General features: G+C 38.5%; 24 protein-coding genes and 1 other RNA gene. 19 read left to right on the top strand and 6 right to left on the bottom strand.

Annotated features, from left to right (window positions below; genetic code table 11):
• Nucleotides 1–47 precede the first annotated feature (47 nt).
• The 7 genes from T408_RS0101085 to T408_RS0101055 all read left to right on the top strand — a co-directional run bounded on the left by T408_RS0101085 (nucleotide 48) and on the right by T408_RS0101055 (nucleotide 6869).
• The gene (locus T408_RS0101085; RefSeq protein ID WP_028118303.1) at nucleotides 48–953 is read left to right on the top strand and encodes an ABC transporter ATP-binding protein; all 906 of its coding nucleotides are present in this window, start codon (nucleotides 48–50) and stop codon (nucleotides 951–953) included.
• Nucleotides 946–2247 carry an ABC transporter permease gene (locus T408_RS0101080; RefSeq protein WP_028118302.1) on the top strand — a complete coding sequence of 434 codons (1302 nt, stop codon included), beginning with the start codon at nucleotides 946–948 and terminating at the stop codon, nucleotides 2245–2247. Before T408_RS0101085 ends, T408_RS0101080 begins: the two co-directional genes overlap by 8 nt.
• A 161-nt stretch (nucleotides 2248–2408) precedes the next feature.
• Nucleotides 2409–3863, top strand: a complete 1455-nt coding sequence (locus T408_RS0101075; protein ID WP_028118301.1) for a hypothetical protein — start codon at nucleotides 2409–2411, stop codon at nucleotides 3861–3863.
• 13 nt (nucleotides 3864–3876) lie between these two features.
• Nucleotides 3877–4869 (top strand): diaminopimelate dehydrogenase, encoded by a 993-nt coding sequence (locus tag T408_RS0101070; protein ID WP_028118300.1) that lies wholly within the window; start codon nucleotides 3877–3879, stop codon nucleotides 4867–4869.
• A gap of 53 nt (nucleotides 4870–4922) precedes the next feature.
• The gene (gene murI, locus T408_RS0101065; protein ID WP_028118299.1) at nucleotides 4923–5726 is read left to right on the top strand and encodes a glutamate racemase; all 804 of its coding nucleotides are present in this window, start codon (nucleotides 4923–4925) and stop codon (nucleotides 5724–5726) included.
• Nucleotides 5726–6328, top strand: coding sequence for an XTP/dITP diphosphatase (locus T408_RS0101060; protein WP_028118298.1), 603 nt, complete (start codon nucleotides 5726–5728; stop codon nucleotides 6326–6328). Before murI ends, T408_RS0101060 begins: the two co-directional genes overlap by 1 nt.
• A gap of 19 nt (nucleotides 6329–6347) precedes the next feature.
• Nucleotides 6348–6869: a YfcE family phosphodiesterase gene (locus T408_RS0101055; protein WP_028118297.1), complete on the top strand. Its 522-nt coding sequence runs from the start codon at nucleotides 6348–6350 to the stop codon at nucleotides 6867–6869.
• Nucleotides 6870–6972: 103 nt separating this feature from the next.
• On the opposite strand, the gene T408_RS0101050 is transcribed toward T408_RS0101055, so the two are convergent.
• Entirely contained in the window at nucleotides 6973–7950 is a 978-nt protein-coding gene (locus T408_RS0101050) for an ABC transporter substrate-binding protein (protein ID WP_028118296.1), read from the bottom strand.
• A gap of 296 nt (nucleotides 7951–8246) precedes the next feature.
• Complete coding sequence (locus T408_RS10430; RefSeq protein ID WP_051444706.1) at nucleotides 8247–9134, bottom strand: mechanosensitive ion channel family protein; 888 nt, start codon at nucleotides 9132–9134, stop codon at nucleotides 8247–8249.
• Between the two features lie 178 nt (nucleotides 9135–9312).
• Here T408_RS10430 and T408_RS10425 point away from each other — a divergent pair, with 178 nt between their 5' ends.
• The 4 genes from T408_RS10425 to ssrA all read left to right on the top strand — a co-directional run bounded on the left by T408_RS10425 (nucleotide 9313) and on the right by ssrA (nucleotide 12486).
• Complete coding sequence (locus T408_RS10425) at nucleotides 9313–10035, top strand: DUF948 domain-containing protein (RefSeq protein ID WP_084543854.1); 723 nt, start codon at nucleotides 9313–9315, stop codon at nucleotides 10033–10035.
• A 27-nt stretch (nucleotides 10036–10062) separates the two neighbouring features.
• Nucleotides 10063–10779, top strand: coding sequence for a YtxH domain-containing protein (locus T408_RS12045; RefSeq protein ID WP_051444705.1), 717 nt, complete (start codon nucleotides 10063–10065; stop codon nucleotides 10777–10779).
• A 223-nt stretch (nucleotides 10780–11002) separates the two neighbouring features.
• Nucleotides 11003–12001, top strand: a complete 999-nt coding sequence (locus tag T408_RS0101030) for a substrate-binding domain-containing protein (RefSeq protein WP_028118295.1) — start codon at nucleotides 11003–11005, stop codon at nucleotides 11999–12001.
• Between the two features lie 118 nt (nucleotides 12002–12119).
• Nucleotides 12120–12486, top strand: a transfer-messenger RNA (tmRNA) gene (ssrA, locus tag T408_RS11940).
• Between the two features lie 201 nt (nucleotides 12487–12687).
• On the opposite strand, the gene T408_RS12265 is transcribed toward ssrA, so the two are convergent.
• The 4 genes from T408_RS12265 to T408_RS11615 are packed head-to-tail and all read right to left on the bottom strand — an operon-like array spanning nucleotide 12688 to nucleotide 15012.
• On the bottom strand, nucleotides 12688–12939 hold the full coding sequence (locus T408_RS12265) for a site-specific integrase (RefSeq protein WP_051444704.1): 252 nt from the start codon (nucleotides 12937–12939) through the stop codon (nucleotides 12688–12690).
• A 29-nt stretch (nucleotides 12940–12968) separates the two neighbouring features.
• Nucleotides 12969–13808 (bottom strand): tyrosine-type recombinase/integrase, encoded by an 840-nt coding sequence (locus T408_RS10415; protein ID WP_051444703.1) that lies wholly within the window; start codon nucleotides 13806–13808, stop codon nucleotides 12969–12971.
• 47 nt (nucleotides 13809–13855) lie between these two features.
• Nucleotides 13856–14482 (bottom strand): hypothetical protein, encoded by a 627-nt coding sequence (locus tag T408_RS0101020; RefSeq protein WP_028118294.1) that lies wholly within the window; start codon nucleotides 14480–14482, stop codon nucleotides 13856–13858.
• Nucleotides 14479–15012 carry a helix-turn-helix domain-containing protein gene (locus T408_RS11615; protein ID WP_051444702.1) on the bottom strand — a complete coding sequence of 178 codons (534 nt, stop codon included), beginning with the start codon at nucleotides 15010–15012 and terminating at the stop codon, nucleotides 14479–14481. Before T408_RS11615 ends, T408_RS0101020 begins: the two co-directional genes overlap by 4 nt.
• 193 nt (nucleotides 15013–15205) lie before the next feature.
• On the opposite strand from T408_RS11615, the gene T408_RS0101010 reads away from it, so the two are divergent.
• From T408_RS0101010 to T408_RS0100975, 8 genes are all read left to right on the top strand, one after another.
• Entirely contained in the window at nucleotides 15206–15421 is a 216-nt protein-coding gene (locus T408_RS0101010) for a helix-turn-helix transcriptional regulator (protein ID WP_028118293.1), read from the top strand.
• 44 nt (nucleotides 15422–15465) lie between these two features.
• The gene (locus tag T408_RS0101005; RefSeq protein ID WP_028118292.1) at nucleotides 15466–15750 is read left to right on the top strand and encodes a MerR family transcriptional regulator; all 285 of its coding nucleotides are present in this window, start codon (nucleotides 15466–15468) and stop codon (nucleotides 15748–15750) included.
• Between the two features lie 44 nt (nucleotides 15751–15794).
• Nucleotides 15795–16049 carry a hypothetical protein gene (locus tag T408_RS0101000; protein ID WP_028118291.1) on the top strand — a complete coding sequence of 85 codons (255 nt, stop codon included), beginning with the start codon at nucleotides 15795–15797 and terminating at the stop codon, nucleotides 16047–16049.
• A 211-nt stretch (nucleotides 16050–16260) separates the two neighbouring features.
• Nucleotides 16261–16488, top strand: a complete 228-nt coding sequence (locus T408_RS0100995; protein WP_028118290.1) for a hypothetical protein — start codon at nucleotides 16261–16263, stop codon at nucleotides 16486–16488.
• A 3-nt stretch (nucleotides 16489–16491) separates the two neighbouring features.
• On the top strand, nucleotides 16492–18936 hold the full coding sequence (locus tag T408_RS11610) for a DNA primase family protein (RefSeq protein ID WP_051444701.1): 2445 nt from the start codon (nucleotides 16492–16494) through the stop codon (nucleotides 18934–18936).
• 306 nt (nucleotides 18937–19242) lie between these two features.
• Nucleotides 19243–19461, top strand: a complete 219-nt coding sequence (locus T408_RS0100985; RefSeq protein ID WP_028118289.1) for a sporulation protein Cse60 — start codon at nucleotides 19243–19245, stop codon at nucleotides 19459–19461.
• Between the two features lie 21 nt (nucleotides 19462–19482).
• Entirely contained in the window at nucleotides 19483–20730 is a 1248-nt protein-coding gene (locus T408_RS10400) for a phage portal protein (protein ID WP_051444700.1), read from the top strand.
• Nucleotides 20717–21304, top strand: a complete 588-nt coding sequence (locus T408_RS0100975; protein WP_028118288.1) for an HK97 family phage prohead protease — start codon at nucleotides 20717–20719, stop codon at nucleotides 21302–21304. Before T408_RS10400 ends, T408_RS0100975 begins: the two co-directional genes overlap by 14 nt.
• Nucleotides 21305–21310 lie beyond the last annotated feature (6 nt).

Here is a 21310-nt window from a genome sequence, read left to right as displayed (position 1 = left end):
GCCTAGTATAAAGGGGTGTACTATAATTTAAATAAAGGAGGGATGACATGTTAGCAGTCGAGCATTTGAGTAAATCTTTTGGCGATGTTCAAGCCGTTCAAGATGTGTCTTTTGAACTTGAACCTGGTTCGATTATGGGCATGATCGGACAGAACGGGTCAGGTAAGACGACCTTATTTCGATTGATACTGGGTTTTCTATCGACGGATGGTCCGGGTCGCGTGATGTGGAAGGGTGAAGAATTATCCAGCAAGCATTTCAATGAGATTGGTTATCTACCTGAGGAAAGAGGCCTCTATGACAAAATGACCGTGGAGGAGCAGATTATCTATTTTGCTCAACTTCGGGGAATGGCCAAGTCGGATGTGATTGATCGGTTGGATTCTTGGTTAGACCGCTTTGCCGTTCGCGGCAAATCAACGGACCCCATTAAGAGCTTGTCCAAGGGAAATCAACAAAAAGTTCAACTCATCGCAACCTTGATTCATGAGCCCAAGTTAATCATTCTCGATGAACCATTCTCTGGCTTGGATCCTGTTAATGCCTCCTACCTTGTGGAAGGGGTCAAATATTTAAGAGACCAAGGATCAGCTATTATCTTCTCTAGTCATAATATGACCAATGTGGAAGAACTATGCGATCATTTGACCATGGTTCATTTTGGGAAGCGGGTTTTATACGGTAGTATTGCAGAAGTTAAACAAGCCTATGGAAGAACTCGCTTGATTATTCAACATGACCAGTGGGATCAAGAGCGACTCAGTGGCTTACCAGGGGTATTAGATTGTCATTTAACTTCCAGCGGAGCCTACCAGTTGAATCTGGCTTCTGAAGAATATGGTCCCCAGATTTTTGACCTTGTAAGCCAAGGTGAATACTTACCTGTGTTTGCTCAAGTTCCTAAGACCCTGGATGAGATATTCCGTTTGAAAGTGGGTGAATCAAATGAGTAAAAGATGGATGGTAGCCAAAGAAGTCTATCAAAAAAATGTTAAAAGTTGGGCCTTTTTGAGTATGTTACTAGCCCCAGTGCTCGTTATTCTCTTTGCTGGTGTGATTGGTTACTTTACCTATCAAACTGAAATGGCCGCTAGTCAAGGTAGCTTAGCAGTCCTTGGTGCAGATCCAGACTTTCAATCAGCTTTGCAAGAAGAAGCGGATCAAATGGATTTAGTCTTTGATCTTAATGAAGATCAGGCTCGTCAAGCCTTAAAGAATAAGGATATTGATGGTTACTTAAAATTAGAAGAAGGCCACACCGCCCAATACGTTAAGCTTCAAACAGCTAAGACCTTAGACTTAGAAGCCGTTGAAGCCGTCTTAAAATCCAACCAACAATTTGATATTGCTAAAGCTATTGGGCTTTCAAGGGTAGCTTTTCAGACTCTCAATGATGTTAAACCAAATATTAAGAAGGTTGAACTATCCATTAATAAAGAAGGAGAATTGGTTGAAGAAGAATCTAGCCAACTCAAGGAAGCTGTGCGGATGGGGGTAGCCTTTGTAGCTTGTTTTATGGTCTTTATCTTTATAGCCTCTTATAGCTCGATTATCTCAGTGGAATTTGCTACTGAGAAGGGTTCGCGCATCATGGAGATTATCTTATCCAGTATGAGCGCTCGCGATCATTTCTTAGGCAAAATGATCGGCATTGGTCTGGTGATTTTAACTCATCTAGGCTTTTACGTTTTGGTTGGACTAGGAGCCTTTTACTTTTTGAGAGATCCTGAAATATTTGACAAATTATCCAGTTTAACGGCCTTGCCTTTTATTCCGGATGTTAACTTGAGTGACTTATTAAATGGGATTGGGCCAATGCTTATCTGGACAATAGTCTTTGTCTTTTTAGGCATTGCCATTTACACGGTCCTGTCTGCATTTATCGGATCATTAGTCACTCGGACGGAAGATGCCAATAAGTTCCTAACGCCGATTATCTTTATTGCTATGGCTGGTTTTTATTTGGGAATTTTTGGGGGTCAATTGGGTGATAATCTTGTGATGAAGATTTGTTCATTTATCCCCATTTGGACACCGATGATTATGCCTTTCCGGATGGCTAGCTACTCGGTTGGGAATCTTCAACTCTTTATTTCTCTGATCGTTTCTATTCTATTCTTAGTTGCCTTGACTTGGGTCGCTATTTTGTTCTATAAGACAAATAGTCTGATTACCAGTGACAAGGGGCTAATAGCCACCCTGAAACAATCCTTCCGATTATTTAAACAAGAAAATTTGAATCATTAAAATTGATTAAGTAAAAAATATTCCCAACCCGCTCTGATAACGCTTAGTTTCAGACTGGGTTGGTTTTTTAGGATTAAATGACAAACTTTGGTCATACAAATCTGTTTGTAGATTATTAAAACATAGTTTATAATGGTTTAGTATATAGAAAGAGGGATAATATGAGGTCTATTAAAGCATCAGTCCTGCTCCTTGCTAGTATCACTCTACTCGGGGCATGTAGTAGTCAAAGTAACAACCGACCCACCGTAGGTGGCGATCCAATTTTATTAGAATCTGGTGAATATGAATCATTAACCAGCGAGCGAATGGAATATGCTGAATTAAGTAACCAAGTTTCTAAGCAATTAGAAGAAATTGCAGATATTCAAATGGAGATCCGAGAAGAATTCACCCTGAATGATCAAACTTATACTCGCATCCAGTCCAACCAGGAGAAATATGTTGATTCCAAGGATCAGCGGATTCTAGGGCAATACTTGATCAATCAGACCAACCAAGCAGGCGATTCAAGCTCCCAAGAAAATTTCTATTATAAAGGCGACGAGAACTATCATCAGATGAACCAGGGATCCTGGGTGAAGAGAGAAAATTCGAGTCGAACACCAATCAACTATTTCTCAATCGTTCGATTACTGGTTGAAGATGCCAACACTTGGCAAGTGGAAGTAGATGAGTCAGGTGTGAGCGATGTCAGAAAGCAAGTGCAGGATAGCCAAATTATTCAAAGCCTTCCTTATCTGTTGGACTTACCTGTAGCCTTATCACCAAAGGCACAAGTAGATTTATCGATTGATTATCAAATTAATACTGAATCTGGCTTGATTCAAGAAGCCGTGATTACTGGTAATATTGAAGACTTGGGTCAATCCTCATCATTTAAGGTGACCGGACAAGTAACAGACGGAGAATCATCCGTTGAGGTGGATACCAATGCCGAGCCAGAAGCCTTGGATGTGGCCCCATCTTCGGACGGCTTTAATGAAGCTTTCCTAGAAGCCAACCCGACATCGGCATTAACTTATGGCGAAACCTATGTTTACCACATCAAAGGGGAGTCTGACCAAGCAGAAAGCCAACAAGTCCAGTTAGGTAACTATTGGATGGACCAATTGCATCTAGCTGTATGGGGTCAGGTCGACTCCGATGGAAACATGGACCAAGTTTCTCTAGAAAAGGATGGCCAATTAATCAAGCAAGAGGATCAGTCAGTCACTGAGACCCACTCGATTGCTTATTATCCGCAGTTTGTTAATCGATTTGTCGAGTTTAGAAGTTCCTTAGAAGAAATTGAAACTTCAAGCGACCGTCATAATGAGCAAGAACATTATATTTTCCGCGAGGAGATGAAGAACGGACTCAAAGGATTACAGACCCTAGCTGGTTCGCTGGATCTATCGCATTTAGATCGGCCAGAAGCTAAGTATTTTGTTGATTATTATATCAATAAGAAGACCTTAAAGTTAGAAAGTGTTTATCTATCGAGTATTACACCTGAAGACCAGGCGATCAATTACTTGACAGCCTTTAACTTTAGTCAATTCAATGAGGCCAATCCTTCATCCATGACCGGATTTATCGAAGCAACGACTTGGCAGACACTAGATCAAGAATAGAAAGAGTAAAACGATGAACAATAAAATAAGAGTAGGAATTATGGGATACGGTAACTTGGGTCGCGGGGTTGAATTAGCCATTAACCAACAAGAAGACATGGAACTAATTGCTATCTTCTCGCGCCGAGGATCTGAGGGCGTTCAGCCAGTTAATTCTAAAGTCAAGGTTGACTTTGCAGACCAGGCAATCAATTATCAAGATCAGATCGATGTCATGATTCTATGTGGCGGGTCAGCAACAGATTTACCGCAGCAGACGCCTGAATACGCTCAATACTTTGACGTGGTTGATAGCTTTGACAACCACTCTAAGATTCCTGAGCATTTTGCTAGCGTAGATCAAGTAGCTAACCAACACCAGCATGTAGCTATTATTTCTGGGGGCTGGGATCCTGGCTTATTCTCCTTGAATCGGGTGATTGCAGACGCTGTTCTAGCTCAAGGTGAAACCTATACCTTCTGGGGCAAAGGCTTAAGTCAAGGCCACTCTGACGCTGTTCGTCGAATTCAAGGGGTTAAATACGCAGTCCAATATACCATTCCTTCTCAAGAGGCAATCGATCAAGTCAGACAAGGTTTAGGACCCGAGCTGACGACCGGCGATAAGCATCAAAGAGAAGTCTACCTAGTGATCGAAGAAGGAGCCGATAAGCAGGCTATTGAACAAGAAATTGTTACCATGCCTGGTTACTTTGCTGATTACCAGACTCAAGTGAATTTTATTGATGAAGCCACATTTAAGGCAGATCATACAACCATGCCACATGGTGGCTTTGTTATTCGATCCGGTCAAACCGGTGAGAAGTTGGAACACAATCAAGTCTATGAATTCAACTTGACACTGGATTCGAACCCTGAATTCACTGCCAGTGTCTTAGTAGCCTTAGCGCGTGCGAGTCAGCGAATGAAGCAATTAGAATTGTATGGTGCACACTCAATCCTAGATGTTGCGCCAGCTTGGTTATCTGCTAAATCTGGTGATGAACTAAGAAAAAATTATTTATAAGACTTGAACCAGCTAGATTGATTCTAGCTGGTTATCATTTAAGGGGGAATAGAATGAATAATCAAGCCATTGGGTTAATTGATTCAGGATATGGCGGTTTAAGTCTTGCCAAAGAGTTAAAGCGTCTCCTACCTTTAGAGACTTTATTGTATTTTGGTGATAATGCTCGTGCTCCTTATGGCAATCAAGAGCTATCACAAGTTGAAGTTATGATCCATCAACTGGCTGACTTTCTAATTGAAGAGGGCGTCAAGGCAATTGTTGTAGCTTGTAATACAGGTACGGTCGCTGCCCTAGATAGCTTGGTCAAGCGGTGGGATATCCCGATTCTTGGAGTTATAGATGGTGGAGTGGAAGCAGCTGTTCAAACCACCCAGAACAAAAAGATGGGTCTCATTGCTACTAGAGGCACCATTGAAAGTCAGGTCTATCCGCAGAAAATCAAAGCTCTTGACCCTGATATTATAATTTATGAAAAGGCTTGTCCTCACTTGGTAGACTTAGTGGAGTCGGGTCAATTAAGTGGGGTTAAGGTGGACTCTTTGGTTGCCAGTCAACTTGAACCAATCAAGCAGGCTGGCGTTGATAGTCTGATCCTGGGCTGTACCCATTTTCCCTTATTGAGCCAACCGATCCAAAAATATATGGGTTCAGCTGTAAGCTTGGTTGATCCAGGGGTTAATACTATCCAAGAACTTGCCAATCAGTTAAAGGATCTAGACTTGCTAGCTGAGGAAAGGCAGGGGGAGGACCTTTATTATACCAGTGGAGATCCCCTAGCTTTTGCCAGACTGGCCAGTCAATGGTTAGCTCTTGAAGACGTTCAAGTTAGTGAAATAAATATAGGAGGAGCTTGATGCTAATGGAATTACTAATTGCCAGTCATAATCCAGGTAAAGTGGATGAATTCAAATATTTACTCAAGGACTTAGATATTGATGTTTATTCTTTACTAGATTATCCAGATCTACCCGAAATTGAAGAAACAGGAACCAGCTTTGAAGCCAATGCGCGATTAAAGGCAGAGGGAATCAGTCGCTTGACCCAAAAAATGGTCTTAGCTGATGATTCAGGACTAATGGTAGATGCTCTTAATGGTCAACCAGGGGTTTATTCTGCTCGCTATGCCGGACCTGAAAAATCGGATGCTGCTAACAATGCCAAGCTATTAGCTGAATTAGCTGGCAAGCCAAAGGAAGAACGAACCGCTCACTTTGTCACTTGTCTAGTTGTCGCGAGCCCTCACAAAGAGTCATTAGTAGTAGAAGGACAAGTCTCTGGATATATTCTTGAAGAAGCTTTGGGTGAGGGGGGATTTGGTTACGATCCCTTGTTCTATTATCCACCGTTAGATAAGAGCTTCGGCCAATTATCTGCCAGCGAGAAGAACCAAGTCAGTCACCGAAGCCGTGCCCTCCAAGCGCTGGTTCCCCAATTAAAAGCATGGCTAGTCGAATAATAGGAAAGGGAAGATAGAGATGAAATTCTTAGTTATGAGTGATAATCATGGTCGATGGCCTCTAGTCTGGGATTTAGTGTCAAACTTACGACCTCAGGTCGATTATATCTTTCACACGGGTGACTCTGAATTTGCTAGTGACGATCCAATTTGGGAGCTAGTGGATGGCTCAGTTACTGGAAATATGGATTTCGATCCGGGCTACCCAGCCACTCAGGTGATTGAAACACCCGTTGGTAAAGTTTTCTTGGCCCACGGTCACCGTCACGGGGTTAATTCAGGTCACGACGAGATCTTAAGGGCAGCTAAGGAAGCTGACTGTTGCTTTGCCTTCCATGGGCATTCTCATGTATTAAAGGCTGAATATGTGGATGGGGTCTATATTGTCAATCCTGGTAGTTTGAACCATTCCCGAGGTCCCGTTCCTTATACAACTTACGCAATTGTATCAGTTGATGATCAAGAAGTGAGTGTCGACTTTTATAATGAGGCGGGAGAATTGTTGAAAGATTTAAACCGGCATTTTCCAGTGAATGATTAATAAATAACCGTTTCACCTGAAGGTCATCAGTCTTTACAGGTGAAACGGTTATTTTAATGGAATGATTTAAGTTAGCTAGCTAGTTACTTGAGACAAGTGGGTCTTAATTATTAGTATTGACGGTCACTTCAGCCAATCCTTCGGGTACCTTGATTGCTAAACGGTCGGCAGTGTCTTGGTTAACTATCACTGTTAGGTCATCAATAAATTGAACTGGCTTCTTAGCAATATCATCTCCGGCTAAGACTTCCTCACCGAATTTAACGGCCAAGTGTCCCAAGCTAATCTCTTCAATAGCCGCTCCAGCTAGAGCACCTTGTCCGATCATCAATTCAACGGAAGAGTAGACTGGCACTTGGTCTTTATCAGTGGCGTCCAGCAAGGAATCAAAGGCAGCTGCAATTAAATTATCAGATCCCACATAGATGACATCCACTTTACTGGCTAGATCTTCTGCTACCATCTGCATCTCATTGGTAGAACTGATACCGGCAATTTCACTATCTAAGCCATACTTCTTAGCTACTTCACTGGCTTCTTCAACTTCGGATAAGGCACTGTCTTCGCTAGTCTTATAGAGGAATCCGACTTTTTTGGCATCAGGGGTTAATTTTTTTACCAGTTCAAACTGTTGGTCCAGAGAGACATAGTTGCTGATACCAGATAAATTAGCACCCGGTTCTTCTAAGCTATCAACCAAGCCTGCTCCAAGTGGGTCAGTGACCCCTGTAAAGACAACAGGGATATCGGTCTTAGCCGCTTGGAAGGCAAGGGCAACAGGTGTTGTCACAGCATAGATAATATCTGGCTTACCTTCAATGGCTTGATCAGCGATAGAACTTAGTAGATTGATATCTCCATTGGCATTATAGAAGTCAGTGGTTAGGTTGTCGCCTTCCTTGTAACCCGCTTCTTCAAGTCCTTCATGGATTCCTTGGACAATCGTATCCAGGGAAGGGTGGGAGACGAAGGTCACAATAGCGGCTTTCAAGGGTTTCGGAGCTTCTGCCCGAGCAGCTGAAGCAGGAATTAGACCAAGAGATAGGGCAATAACTAATATTAATTGAATTAATTTTTTCATTTTTTGTACTCCTTTACTGGATTGACAGACTATAGGGTACAAAAAAGAACCCCATAGTCGTAAGATAAGATCTACGGGGTCCGTAACTGGGGCCTCATAGATACAGTCTGCAGTATAAACTGGGCTGTATCCATGGACATGTCCAAGTCTACAACCTACCTATGCCAGCCTTGCCAGCTATTCATATTATTCAGTGTGAATGGAATCATGATGAGGCCTCCTTTTATTAATTGTTAATCGTATTATAATCCATATCTCATAAATGTCAACAAAAAATACCCCGTATGGTATAAAATTTATTCCACATCATCATAGATTGAACTTCTAAAGCTGATATTATTGTCTTGCAAGGCCTTAAAGAAGATTCCATAGAACTCCGAATTCTTTTGGAATTGCAGGGAATTATCCATTACAAAACTAACACGATAATTAAAAGTCTGGTCATCCCCACGAATCACACCCAAAATATTAGGCTCTTGCGCTAAGATATCTTTGTAGTCTCGGTGGATCTGGTCAGTTGTCTCCCGCATCACACGCTCAAGGTCTGGAAAATTAGTTCCATCGTGGATCGGAATTTCGATATTAATTTGACGGTTGCCCCGACTTTGATTGTTGACAATGGAGATATCCCCGTTGGGAATATAGTAGACCTCTCCGGAGGCAGCCTCCAGTTCCAAGGTACGAATACCAACATTTGTAACCGTACCGGATATGTTTTCTTGAGGTAATTCAACCAAGTCTCCCACTTCAAATTGATTCTCAAAAATGATAAAGAAGCCATTGACAATATCAGTGATAAGATCTTTGGCTCCAAGACCAATGGCCACACCAGCAATCCCAGCCCCAGCTAGAAGTGTGCCAATGGGAACGCCTAGAATTTGTAGGACGGTATAACCGTAGAAGAAGTAGATTAAATAATTAAAGGCATTTCTTAACAGTGCAGTAATAGTTTGAGCTCTTTGGGTAGAAAAATCAATGTTGCGGTTACTTAATTTAATTGAAAATTCACTATCAAAAACATTCATCACGATTCTTCTCAAGATCCAAGTCAATAAACTCACAAGAATGATTTGAATCATGATGGTAGCTAGATTAATAAAACCGTCATTCCACTCATCCGGGAAAAAACCAGATATCAATTGATAAATATTCATTTGTCCAAAAATTGGATCGATTGTTTGCATTTTATCACCTCATTATTAATATAAATCAACTATAGCAAAACAGGACCTAAAACCCAAACTGGACGATTTAAGAAAAATTTTCATAAAAATATTGATTTCAAGGTCAAACATTTGTGAAAACGCCTTAATCATGGTATATTTTACTTATATTATAAGAGTAAGGGAGTGAAGCCGCACTATGACTTTGGGTGGATTAGCAGGAATGATTGCAGCCTTAGCCTTTGTAGGATTAGTTGTTTTTATCTGCTTGAATTTATCTAAATTGTCCCAAATTATGACTGATCTTCAAGAGACGGTCCAAAGGGTCAACAGGACCTTAGACGTTGTAACCAAAGATGTTGATAACCTCTCGATAGAGGTTGAAGGTCTCTTGAATAAGGCTAATAGTTTGGTGGATGATGTTAATGGTAAGTTAGGTAAGACGGATCCATTATTTGTGGCTATCGGTGAATTAGGTGTGACGGTTTCTGACTTAAACGAGTCAACTAAGAAGATGACCATCAACCTCTTGGAAGGAATTGGCAACTCGACTAAGAGAAAGTCATCGCCACTTGATAAGTTTATTCAGTCTTCGAAAGTAATCTCTAAGGCTGGCAAGTCTTTAACAGCGCGGGAGGATGTAGCCAATCCATCCCCAGCTACTGAGGTAGGCAGTGTTGAAGGTCCAAGCCAAGTTGAGGATTTGACAGCTAGTCAACCTGTGACTGAGACAGATGTACAAGTCCAAGCTGAAAAAGACCGAAGAAGAGAAGAGAGATTAGCTAGAAGACGAGAGCGTCGTCAAAGACGTCAAAGACCAGACAGACATCCGGTTAAATCTGTCAATGAGACATCATCAAGTTTAGCCAAATATCGCCAAGCACAATCATCTAATACTGCTGGCGAAATCAAAATTAAGTAAGATATTTTTTAGAAAAGAGGAATTGTAATGAGTAGAAATGATAATAATGGTAAATTTTTCCTAGGTGCACTTTTCGGAGCTTCAATTGGTGGACTTCTAGCACTACTCTATGCGCCTAAATCTGGCCGTGAATTAAGAGAAGATATTAGTGAAGAAATTGAAGATTTATTAGTTACAGCTAATGATTACCGTGATTATGCTGTTGAACGTGGTGTTGAGTTCTATGATCATGCAGCTGAGACAGCTGAAGATATTAAGGTGAACTTGAAGTATTCAGCTGACCAGTTCAAGTCTAACATTAATGACCGTGCTGAAGAAGCTGGTCACCAATGGGATGATATCAAGGCCAACATGAGCCAAACCATGGACTCAGTTGCTGAAACAGCGGGTCATGTATCAGAAGAAGCTGGAACTTTAAAGGATACCATTGTAGCTGAAGCGAAACGTTTTGGAGCTGACGCACAGGCTGCAGGCGAAATGTTAAAAGAATCTGCTCAAGAATCAATGGATGTTATTAGTGAAGAAGCTAACCAACAAGCTCAAACAGCAGAAGCGGACGTTAAAGAAGAAGCTGAAAATGTAAAAGAAGACGCCAAAGAAATTAAAGGCCAAGCCAAAGATCAAGCGGACAAGGTCAAAGAAGATGTCAAAGAGGGCGCCGATAAAGTTAAAGAAGATGCTAAACAAGCAAAAGAAGATGTCAAAGATACTAAAGATGAAGTTAAAAAAGATTTAAAAAAATAATGATAAAATCCTAATTAACTTTAAGCAGACCCATTGAATTGGGTCTGTTTTTTCTAATTTTTGGAACAAACACGAACAATCGAATCGATAATTGAAAATAGAGAAAGTTTTCAATGAATAGTGATACGAATAGCATTTAGACATGTATAAAGCGCTTGCATATCCAGCTTTTATATGCTAAAGTTGATTTGTCCATTATTTTATTAAAGATTGAGGTGGTCTAGTGGAAAAACAAACAATAACAATTTATGACGTTGCCCGTGAGGCCGGTGTGTCTATGGCCACTGTCTCTCGTGTTGTTAATGGCAATCCCAATGTAAAACCAAGCACAAGACAAAAAGTATCAGAAGTGATTGATCGGTTAAATTACCGGCCCAATGCGGTAGCTCGTGGACTTGCTAGCAAGCGGACAACAACCGTGGGTGTGATTATTCCAAGTGTAACGAACTTATTTTATTCAACTCTAGCTCGTGGGATTGATGATATTGCGGCCATGTATCGTTATACCATTCTCATGGCTAATTCAGACGAGAATACCGAACGCAAAACTAAAGTTTTCCAGTCGCTAGAAGCTAATCAAGTAGACGGGATCGTATATATGGGCGATAGTGTCGAAGAGGACTTCGTTAAAGAAATTTCTCGCTCGAATGTTCCAGTGGTATTTGCCGGAACTATGGCAGATAAGTATGAAGATGGTTATTCAGTGAATATTGATTATCAAGCAGCCACTTACGAAATAACAAAAGAACTCTTGGACCGGGGACGCAAGGTGGCCTTACTAACTGGACCAGCCGAATACTATGTAAGTCAGGTACGAGTTGACGGATTCAAGCAAGCTATTGCTGATCAAGGAGAAAGCTATAATAGTGACTATGTCTTACAAGGTGACTTCAAGATCAATGAAGCAGCTGAATTATTGGATAGTCTGTTAGACCTGGGTGTTACGGGTCTGGTCACTGTTGACGATCAAATGGCGGCTTCTATTCTTAATGAAGCTATCGATCGTGGAATTCAAATTCCGGATGATTTTGAAATTATTACCAGCCAAAATACCATTGTGACTAAGTTAACGCGTCCAGAATTATCATCCATTGAATCTCCCCTATATGATATAGGAGCAGTAGCGATGCGGTTATTAACCAAGGTAATGGGCAAGGAAGATATTGATGAACATCATGTTATCTTGCCTCACCGCTTTGTTAAGCGAGGAACCAGCAAATAAATAAGGCAAGAGTAGACAAGTTTTACTTCTAAATCATTGTTAGAAGTAAAACTTGTCCTATGCTTTCTCAAGCGATATTCTTGACTAAATAATCTAAGATGGTAGAATAGATAAATACGGGGATGCTCTGGTTTCGACAGGCACTGACGAGCCAGTGATGCGCCAGGAAGGCAGCGTCTTCCTAAAAACGCTACAGTTAAATATAACTGCAAAAACAAACAATAATTTCGCTTTAGCAGCGTAAAACCTGCGGGCGAAGATTGGCCCGGTATCGCCCATGTACCGGATAACCAGTCTCAAATTAGTGGGATACGCCAAACTCCTTCCGTCTGGAGGAGCTGGAAGAAGACAATCAGACTCGTTGATGATGAAGCCTTGTTAATCGGCTAATCATCAATTAAATATTAAATAGAGATGACTATTGGCGTAGATTCACCGGTGATCGAGGTGTCTGGACAGGGGTTCAATTCCCCTCATCTCCATATTTAGTTTTCTACAGGTTTCTATCAGCTTTAAAGCTTGATATGAAGCCTTTTTATTTATAGTCAATTTGCTATGAATAGCTATGAATTGACGGTGATAGTAGCCATTTAGTAGCCACCTGATTATCAATTGGTAGCCACTTTCATCTCTATTTTTTAATCTTTTAATGGAACAATTGGAGAACTAATAAGTAGAGTCACGAGTTATGAGATCTCCATGCTTTCAGCAAAAATTCTTGCTGTGTCCTCATGTCTTTTAGTTGTTACATGAGTGTAAACATCCATTGTGGTTTCAATATTTGAGTGACCCAATCGTTCTTTAACAACTTCCATTCCAACACCTGCTTCAAAGAGTAGTGAACAATGGGTATGTCTTAAAGAATGAAGATTAATTTGAGGTAATCCAGCTTTTTTTTGAAATTTTTTTAGGTTTCTACTTACACTTGGATTATTCATATAAGTCAGGCTTTCAATACCTGTAAAAACTATCTCACTTGTATTTTTTTTCCTAATTTTAAAAACAACTGCTGTTGTTCAAGTTTCCAGCTCTTAAGGATTAGCATTGTATCCTTATCTAGAGTAATAACTCTTTGACTAGCTTTTGATTTAGGGGTTTGAATAACCATTTTATAGCCTTCACCAATTGATAGAGTTTTGTTGATATTGATTTCATTATTCTCAAAATCTACATCACTCCACGTTAGTGCCCGTAATTCTCCAGATCTCATACCAGAATAAATAAACAATCTAAAGGTTGCTAACCATCTTGTTGAATCTTCTTCAGAGATTACTTTAAGTAATTTGTTTACTTGGTCTTTGTCATAAAATTTTAACCCTTCATTAGTTGACTCTTTGGCTTTAGGATAGTCCAAAAAGTCGGTGGGATTCTTATCTATTAACTCTAGTTTATATGCTTTATCGAACACTTTATTCATGTAATTCACTATGTGTGCCTTGTAGTTGACAAATTGCTTAGCCCACATATTGACTAGTTCCTGCAACTGAAACTTAGTTATCTCATCTATTTTTTTATCACCCAAAACAGGTAATATGTGGTTTTCAAAAGCTTTAGTTGTTTTTTGAATCGTACTTTCTTTAACGTCGCCTTGTTTGTATTGGTCAAGCCAGATTTCATATACTTCCAAAAAGGTTATAGAGTCTTCTTCCTTTATTGGATTATTCTCTATTAAATATGCTTCAATTAATTTTGCTTCTTTAAGAGTTGCTATTCCTCTTCTTTTGCTTTGCCGTCTCTTACCTAATTTATTGTAACCATGATGAACTTGAACTGTATAGGTACCATTTGCTTGTTTTTGAATAGACAATATTGTGTATCTCCTTTCAGTTCCCACACACTCCTATGCTGGTTGGTTTACTCGAATATTTGGGTGCTTTCAAGATTCGGATTTTTTTCTCCAAATACTTTTTCATATTTTTTCTCAAATTCCTGTTCTTCAAACAAGGCTTGATTTTCATTAAAATAAAAAGTCATAGCCATTGGATATTCACCATATATATCATCAAAATCATCAAGGAGAGAAGAACGTCCTGATAGTTCAACATTTAGAGAAACTCCATTATGTCTGACATATAGACTATAGGGTGCATGAATTTGTTTCGGAACCTCAATACTTGGATCAAACTTCTTTTTAAAGCTATCTACAAGGGGGAAGTTAACATATTCCAAAACTTCAAGGGCTTGATTGTAATTATTCACAAATATTGCACAACCATACAGCTTAGAATAATCACCAGTCGTTACTAAATCAACTATTTTTTGGTCACCATCATAAAAAAATACTTTTTTATCTGGTTCATTTTTGTGATCAGGAACGATAAAATGTTCTTCACCTTTTTGGTCAAGTTTCTTCTCAAAAAAAGCTACTGTATCATCAAAGCTTTCGGGATTAAATTCTTCTTTGTTACATCCTGCCAATAAAAACAATATAAGTAAAAAAGGGAATAAAACTAATTTTTTCAAGACGATACCTACCTTCATAATAAAACCTCATCTAATTTTCTCTGATTGTATTCAATGCTCTTTTGAAGTTGATCAATTTTAAACATGTACTCCTCATGCTTATCTGCATGATTGTGCATAACTTCACTAACCTCACTGTCAAACAAGTCCAGTATTTCAAGAGCTTTATTTTTATCATCTTTAGCTAGTGATTTATATATGTCCATTATTCGATCCGAAGATAAAACACAGATTTCTAATATAAACTTATTCATATCATTTAAAATCTCATATTTTTCTAATTCAACCTCAAAATCAGAAATTATCTTCCTAAGGGTTTCTTCCTCATCCCTATCAGAAAAAATTTCATCTATAGTGGTTTCACCCAACTCTGCAATGAGTTTGAGTCTTTCCTCACTTGGATAATTATAATTATTTTCCCAGTTACTAACGACCCCTTTGCTAGCAGGTGGATCAAATAACTTACCGAATTCCTCCATACTGAGTTTTCCAGGAAGACTTTTTCTGATCTCTCTAATTTTGTGACCGATTTTTATTTTTCCCCTCATCTAATCTCTCCCTTATTCTTAAGTTACGTTATGTACTAATAATAGTCTAACTGTTCATCAAAGTCTAGTAACTTTTTATTACTAAAATTAAACTAAAACTTGATAAATATAAAAAATAGTGCTATGATACATACATGAAGTACTATGTGCAGTACCTACAGCACATAGTAGTACGCTGAAAGGAGGGATTTACATGCATCCAGTTAAATATTATAGATTGACCCTTGGTTTAACTCAAAAATATTTAGCTAAGAAATTGGGGATTTCCTATCAATCATATTGGAATAGAGAGACAGGTAGAACTAGCTTCACTGATGATGAAAAGCTTTTGATCTTAGAACTATTTAGATCTGAGCTTCCTAGTTTAACGATTGAAGAACTTTTTTTTGGCAAAAAAGTACAGAATTAATATTACGTACGCCAATTAGTAGTATAAAAGAAAGGTGGTAGTCTATGAAAATACCAATTACTCTATCTGAAGATCAATCCAATGAAATTTTCAATCAGTTAAAAAGTCTAGCACTAGAAGCATTTGATGAAGCTCTAAGTGATACTGAAATTTTAACTAAACCATTTGTTAACCAAAAGGAACTGATGGAGTTGATGGGAGTTGGGAAGGGTACGATAGATAGTTTGATAATCAGATACGGTTTACGTTATACCCAAGCTGGTAGGCAAAAAATCTTTCTAATGGATGATGTGATAGCTTGCCTGAAGGATTCACAAATAAAAATGTAATGTACGACTGCATTTGTGAATATTTAATAAAAGGAGAGATTTGAATGGAGAACAAAGAATTGTATCAAAACTTGTTGCTCAGAGTTAATTACGTTGAAGGACAGTGTGCGATGATTGCTGATAGATTCAATCAATTACTCGAACAGGTAAAACCAATGCTGACATTAATAGAAGACCTTGAAGAAGTGAAGTATGACCTATCGGATATCGAAGCTAGTCTATATCATTTTAGAGATGAAACTGAGACGAAGATCGATGAACTTGAAGATTCGATCAGTTTACTCGAATGGGAGAATTAACAAGGATTTAGAAACGAGGTGAGTAAGTAGATTGAGTTCCAGAATAAGTACTCACACAATAAAGTGTACAAAAAAAGGCACTATGGGGAAGTGCCTAAGGAATTTATGAATAAGAACTACTCAAACTCAAACAGCGATGAGGTAGGGGTAACTCTCTACCTCCATTATAACACAAAAACACTGATATATCAATATTTTGGAGGTAAATATAATGATTGATAATGAAAAAATTAAATTAAACGACCTATGGCAATTAGCTTACCAAGCTGGTAAGGATGATGGTTACGATGTTGGTTTTGAAGCAGGATTTAAAACTAGAGAAAAAGAAATTGTTGATTGGATAACTCGAGCGTTACTTGAATCAGATTACGATACTGCAGAGGGGCTTAGAAATTATTTGTTGGATTCTCTAGAGGATGTTGAGTATTGGGTGGTGTAATATTTGATAGACAACAATAAGATTTACGTAGCTATCGATGAGCAACCTTTTAATAAAAAACCCACAGGTAGTGAAATTGGAACTATAAGTAATAGATTGGTGGATCAATATGCCTATTACTCACCACAAGAGATTGCTGAGCAGGTTGGAAATCGAGGTAAAACGTTTCTTCCAGCTATCCTAAATGGAGAACGGAAAAATAATTCTTGGCTTGGACAAAGAGTGATATGTGTTGATTTTGACAATAAAGTAAATGGTGAGAAGACTCGAGGAGAGTCTTACTCATCATTAGCGGATATTCTTGAAATGGACTTCACTCAAAAATTTGCATCATTCGCTTACAAGACATTTAGCCACACGGATGATTGGGAACGATTCAGATTAGTCTTTATTTTAGACAAAACGATCGAAGATCAAGAGGCTACTAAGCGACTTAACAAACTGTTACTAGATACTTATCCTAATATAGATCGTTCTACAGGTGATTTAGCAAGGATTTTCTTTGGGGGAACTGAGGCTATAGAGGTTGATTACAGCAATGTGCTTCCCACATCCCTTGCTGATAATGTTCGCTCAGAATATGAGGCTCTCGATAATCGGGTAAATAACTTTACACTACAACCCAAATTTGTCACAGATGAAGAAATAAGTGATTATATCCAAATTGAAGCAGATAACTTAAGGGTAGAGGAGAATTGGGTATCAATAAGGTATGCATTAAAAAACAGCTTCCTTACTAGTGAACTAGATGCTAATAGAATTATCGATATCTGTAGAAAAGTTGCAATGGGTAATAAAGAATGGGAAGCCAACAATGTTAATCAGATGATGAGTGAGCTAAGAAATAGCAAGCAACCTGACAGTACATACACTTTTGGTGCTAAGGTGAAAATAGCACTTAGAAAACATTCTAATGAATCTAAGATAGATCAGTTTGATTTTGATTTACCCAAGTTCAAAGATGAATCTGACTTTAATCGGTATTTGAGAAGTCTGAAGAATAAGTATGAAGAAGATAAGAAAAAATTGACAGCGGTTGATATTGCCAACATTTTGAAAGGCAACATTCCATTTGTCAGATTTAATAATCATGAAAATTCAAGAGTGGCAATGTACCAACCCCTAGAAGGCATTTACACAGAGAATGAATCGGTTATCAGGAAAGTTATAAAAATACTGGAACCCTCTAGTACTAAAGATGTAGCAAATGAAGTGATCTATGACTTAACGTTTACAGCACCGTATGTTGAAAAAAATATATCTAGAACATTGGCACCTATGAATAACGGTATCTATAACCGTGAGACTAAGACACTTGAGGATTTTTCACCTAGTTATGTCTTCACTACTAAACTTCCAATCGATTATGTTGAACAAACAGAAGAACCTGATTGTGATGGATGGAAAGTGAGTGAATGGTTGCAGGAGATCTCATGTGGTCAAGAAGATTTTATTGAAGCAATATGGCAAACGATCTCAGCATCTATCACAGGTAATTATGGTTTAAATAAATCAGTCTGGTTCGTTGGCGATGGTGCTAATGGTAAAGGGACTATGATTCAGCTTATTATGAATTTAATTGGCAAAGACAACGTAGCTATTCTCAGATTAGGACAGTTTGCTGAAAGGTTCAATCTCCCTATGCTGGAAGAAAAGATGGTGTGTATTGGTGATGATGTGAACCCTAGAGATTACCAAAAGGATGCCAGTAATTTCAAAAGTATTGTTACTGGAGATCCAGTTATGGTTGAGCGTAAAGGAGTCCAATCATATAGTGCTCAATTCAACATGCTGGTGATTCAAACGACCAATGAGATGCCAAGGTTTAAAGATAAATCCAAAGGCATTACCAGACGTTTACTCATTTTAAATTTTGAAGCTTCATTCGAAGGTCAAGAAGAAAATAAGGACATAAAACTAAAGTACATCAATGACAAGAATATTCTGGAATGGGTGGCTTGGAAGGCAGTTAATATGAGCTTCAACGAGTTCACTATTCCAGCATCGTCTGAAAAGGCACTCAAGGAATTCCGACTTGATAATGAGCCAATCCTTCAATTCAAAGAAGAAGTATTTGATGAATACATGGCTACCCTTGGGTCTGAGAATAGCAGACATAGTGCTTTTTATCTCGAGCATAGAAAAAATAATAAACGCCTTGTGGATCCTGAAGAAAGATCTATACCAACCAAGTGTGCTTACTTGATGTATCTTACTTTCTGTACCAGAAATAATTACAACAAGCCAACGCATCGAAATTTCACCAACGATTTATTGAAAATTCTAGGCAACGACTGGATATCTAAACAAAAACGTGTGTCAGAAATCCATCAAGATCGACTTGTGCCAACATACATTAGTCATGAAACGGTTTATGTAAGTGAATTTCCAGAAACAAATTCCAATCAAAATCACTTTGTTTGGTGTGGGAAAGACGATTTATTGTAGGTCAGTAGGTCAATGAGTAGGTTAGAAAACAACAATGACCTACTAAAATATTCTTGGTACAGCAGGGGTTTGGAGACTTTGTAGGTCAGTAGGTCAAGAGACCATTAATCATAAAGGATAAAAATATTATATATAACAAATATAGATAAAGGTTTAACTGACCTACTAACCTACAAGCACACCCATTGCTGATGAAAAAGCTGATATAACAGTATTTTTATTAGTAGGTGAGAAGGTTCAGTTAACCTACAACAAACCTACTACTGACCTACAAACAATCAATAAGTTAAAAAGGAGAATAAATTTATGGATAAAGTATTACAAGTCCGAATTTTTGAAGAAAATGACCCAGTGTCACTTGAAGATGAGGTAAGTGACTTCATATCTAACCTAGACCGTGAGGATGTACTGGATCTTCAATACCAATCAAATCTTAGTACTCATTTAAGGAGTGATAATGAGGTTGTTGCATTCAGAGAAGAAAGATATTCTGTCATGATCACTTATCTTGAGGAGATTCAATAATAACTTTAAAGGAGGATACACTTGGCATCTATAATAGACAAACTGAGAGCTTGGTGGAAGCCTAGTGGTTCTAAATCTAGCTCATTATCTGAAGCTCATTTTGAAAGCTTTTACCAAGGCTCTACTATAAGCCATTTCAAAAATACCCAACCTTATGAGAGTGATATTTATCGTGCTGGTGTAGATGCGATTGCAAGGAATGTAGCTAAGCTTAAACCAATTCATTACATTGGTTTTGAGACTAATAGCCATTCAGATTTAAACCGTTTATTACAGCAACGTCCAAACGAATTTATGACTAGCTATGATTTTATTTACAAGACAATCACACTTCTTTATCTTCATAATAATGCTTTCATATACCTGCATAGGAATGGAGAAGGACACCTAGTAGGCATGTTCCCAATTAATTACTCAAACGTTGAGTTTGGAACCTATCAAGATAACGATTTACACATCCGCTTTACTTTTAATGATGGATCAGATGTAATTCTTCCTTATGAAGACATCGTTCATCTTAGGAGAAACTTCAATCAAGATACATTACTAGGTGACGATAACTCAGCATTGGATCCCTTGCTGACAGTAGTAAACATGCAGAATGAAGGAATTATACGAGGCATCCAGAATGGTGCGAATATAAGAGGAATTTTAAATTTCACTCAACTTCTTAATGATCAGGACTTGAAAAAGAAGCGAGACGATTTTGTTAAGAGTCATCTGACAATGGACAATCAAGGTGGAGTGGTAGTAACAGATGCACAAACCGAGTACACATCTATTGATAGTAAGTCGTACCCAATCGATGCTCAACAATTAGATACGATGGGTGATAGAGTATTTAACTACTTGGGAATACACAAGGATATCGTAAGGTCAAATTATACGGAAGATCAATGGGCTTCCTTTTATGAATCTATAATTGAACCACTAGCTACCCAGCTTAGCCAAGAATTCACTACTAAAATTTTTAGTGAGCGAGAGCAGAAATTTGGTAATCGAATCCACTTTGAAACAGGTAGTGTTCAATTTGCTTCCAATGACACTAAGGTTAAAAATATTAAGGAGTTACTTCCATTGGGGATTTATACTCCAAATGAAGCAAGAGCTATTTTAAACTTACCACCCATTGCTGATGAAACAGGTGACAAAAGGCTTATGACACTAAATCTAGTTGATCTTGAGACAGCAAATCAGTACCAATTAGCTAAAGCAAATGCTCAATCAGTTAACCATGATGAAGAAGGAGGCACTGATGAAGGAAATTAGACTTGCTGAAATCGAAGCAAATATAACCCATCAAAAAGATACAGATAATAGATCTGAAGAAAGGGTGTTAGTAGGTTCACCCATTCTGTACGATACACCTACTGAGATTTTTGTAGGAAGTTCTAGTTATACGGAAATCATTGAACGTGGTGCACTGGATGGAGTCAATCTGAATGATACACGCTTACTTTATAACCATGACACCAACAAGATTCCATTGGCTAGAACGCCTAAAACAATGCAATTGAGTGTAGATGAGGCAGGTTTACACATGATTGCAACCCTTGCTGATACAGAGGAAGCCAGAAGCGTTTGGACGGCAGTTAAACGTGGTGATTTATCAGGTATGAGTTTTAGCTTCACAGTATCTAGCGATGGACACACATATGATTCAAAGACTAATATTCGTAGAATTCATAAGATTGATAAGCTCTATGAGATATCCGTTGTTCCTTTCCCTGCTTATCCAACCACTTCAGTTGAAGCACGGGCAGTAATCAACAAAAAGCAAGAGAAACAGAAAATTATGAATAACTTGAAGATTAGTCTAAACCAATTGCTCTTTAAAGATTAATCCGTG

Origin of the sequence: Hutsoniella sourekii ATCC 700629 (genome assembly GCF_000518205.1) — a bacterium.
Classification (GTDB): domain Bacteria; phylum Bacillota; class Bacilli; order Lactobacillales; family Aerococcaceae; genus Hutsoniella; species Hutsoniella sourekii.
Note: the sequence above shows the minus strand (reverse complement) of the source record. Positions and strands in the feature narration are given on the sequence as shown.

What these genes read in the sequence shown, in the direction of transcription:
- T408_RS10430 (WP_051444706.1), bottom strand. Translation starts at nt 9,134, where the DNA reads ATGCAAACAATCGATCCAATTTTTGGACAAATGAATATTTATCAATTG.
- T408_RS10425 (WP_084543854.1), top strand. Translation starts at nt 9,313, where the DNA reads ATGACTTTGGGTGGATTAGCAGGAATGATTGCAGCCTTAGCCTTTGTA.
- T408_RS0101000 (WP_028118291.1), top strand. Translation starts at nt 15,795, where the DNA reads ATGGAGAACAAAGAATTGTATCAAAACTTGTTGCTCAGAGTTAATTAC.
- T408_RS0101070 (WP_028118300.1), top strand. Translation starts at nt 3,877, where the DNA reads ATGAACAATAAAATAAGAGTAGGAATTATGGGATACGGTAACTTGGGT.
- T408_RS0101085 (WP_028118303.1), top strand. Translation starts at nt 48, where the DNA reads ATGTTAGCAGTCGAGCATTTGAGTAAATCTTTTGGCGATGTTCAAGCC.
- T408_RS0101080 (WP_028118302.1), top strand. Translation starts at nt 946, where the DNA reads ATGAGTAAAAGATGGATGGTAGCCAAAGAAGTCTATCAAAAAAATGTT.
- T408_RS0101020 (WP_028118294.1), bottom strand. Translation starts at nt 14,482, where the DNA reads ATGAAGGTAGGTATCGTCTTGAAAAAATTAGTTTTATTCCCTTTTTTA.
- T408_RS0101055 (WP_028118297.1), top strand. Translation starts at nt 6,348, where the DNA reads ATGAAATTCTTAGTTATGAGTGATAATCATGGTCGATGGCCTCTAGTC.
- T408_RS0101050 (WP_028118296.1), bottom strand. Translation starts at nt 7,950, where the DNA reads ATGAAAAAATTAATTCAATTAATATTAGTTATTGCCCTATCTCTTGGT.
- T408_RS0101005 (WP_028118292.1), top strand. Translation starts at nt 15,466, where the DNA reads ATGAAAATACCAATTACTCTATCTGAAGATCAATCCAATGAAATTTTC.
- T408_RS0101060 (WP_028118298.1), top strand. Translation starts at nt 5,726, where the DNA reads ATGCTAATGGAATTACTAATTGCCAGTCATAATCCAGGTAAAGTGGAT.
- T408_RS0101075 (WP_028118301.1), top strand. Translation starts at nt 2,409, where the DNA reads ATGAGGTCTATTAAAGCATCAGTCCTGCTCCTTGCTAGTATCACTCTA.
- T408_RS0100995 (WP_028118290.1), top strand. Translation starts at nt 16,261, where the DNA reads ATGATTGATAATGAAAAAATTAAATTAAACGACCTATGGCAATTAGCT.
- T408_RS11615 (WP_051444702.1), bottom strand. Translation starts at nt 15,012, where the DNA reads ATGAGGGGAAAAATAAAAATCGGTCACAAAATTAGAGAGATCAGAAAA.
- T408_RS0100985 (WP_028118289.1), top strand. Translation starts at nt 19,243, where the DNA reads ATGGATAAAGTATTACAAGTCCGAATTTTTGAAGAAAATGACCCAGTG.
- T408_RS12265 (WP_051444704.1), bottom strand. Translation starts at nt 12,939, where the DNA reads ATGAATAATCCAAGTGTAAGTAGAAACCTAAAAAAATTTCAAAAAAAA.
- T408_RS0101010 (WP_028118293.1), top strand. Translation starts at nt 15,206, where the DNA reads ATGCATCCAGTTAAATATTATAGATTGACCCTTGGTTTAACTCAAAAA.
- T408_RS12045 (WP_051444705.1), top strand. Translation starts at nt 10,063, where the DNA reads ATGAGTAGAAATGATAATAATGGTAAATTTTTCCTAGGTGCACTTTTC.
- T408_RS0100975 (WP_028118288.1), top strand. Translation starts at nt 20,717, where the DNA reads ATGAAGGAAATTAGACTTGCTGAAATCGAAGCAAATATAACCCATCAA.
- murI (WP_028118299.1), top strand. Translation starts at nt 4,923, where the DNA reads ATGAATAATCAAGCCATTGGGTTAATTGATTCAGGATATGGCGGTTTA.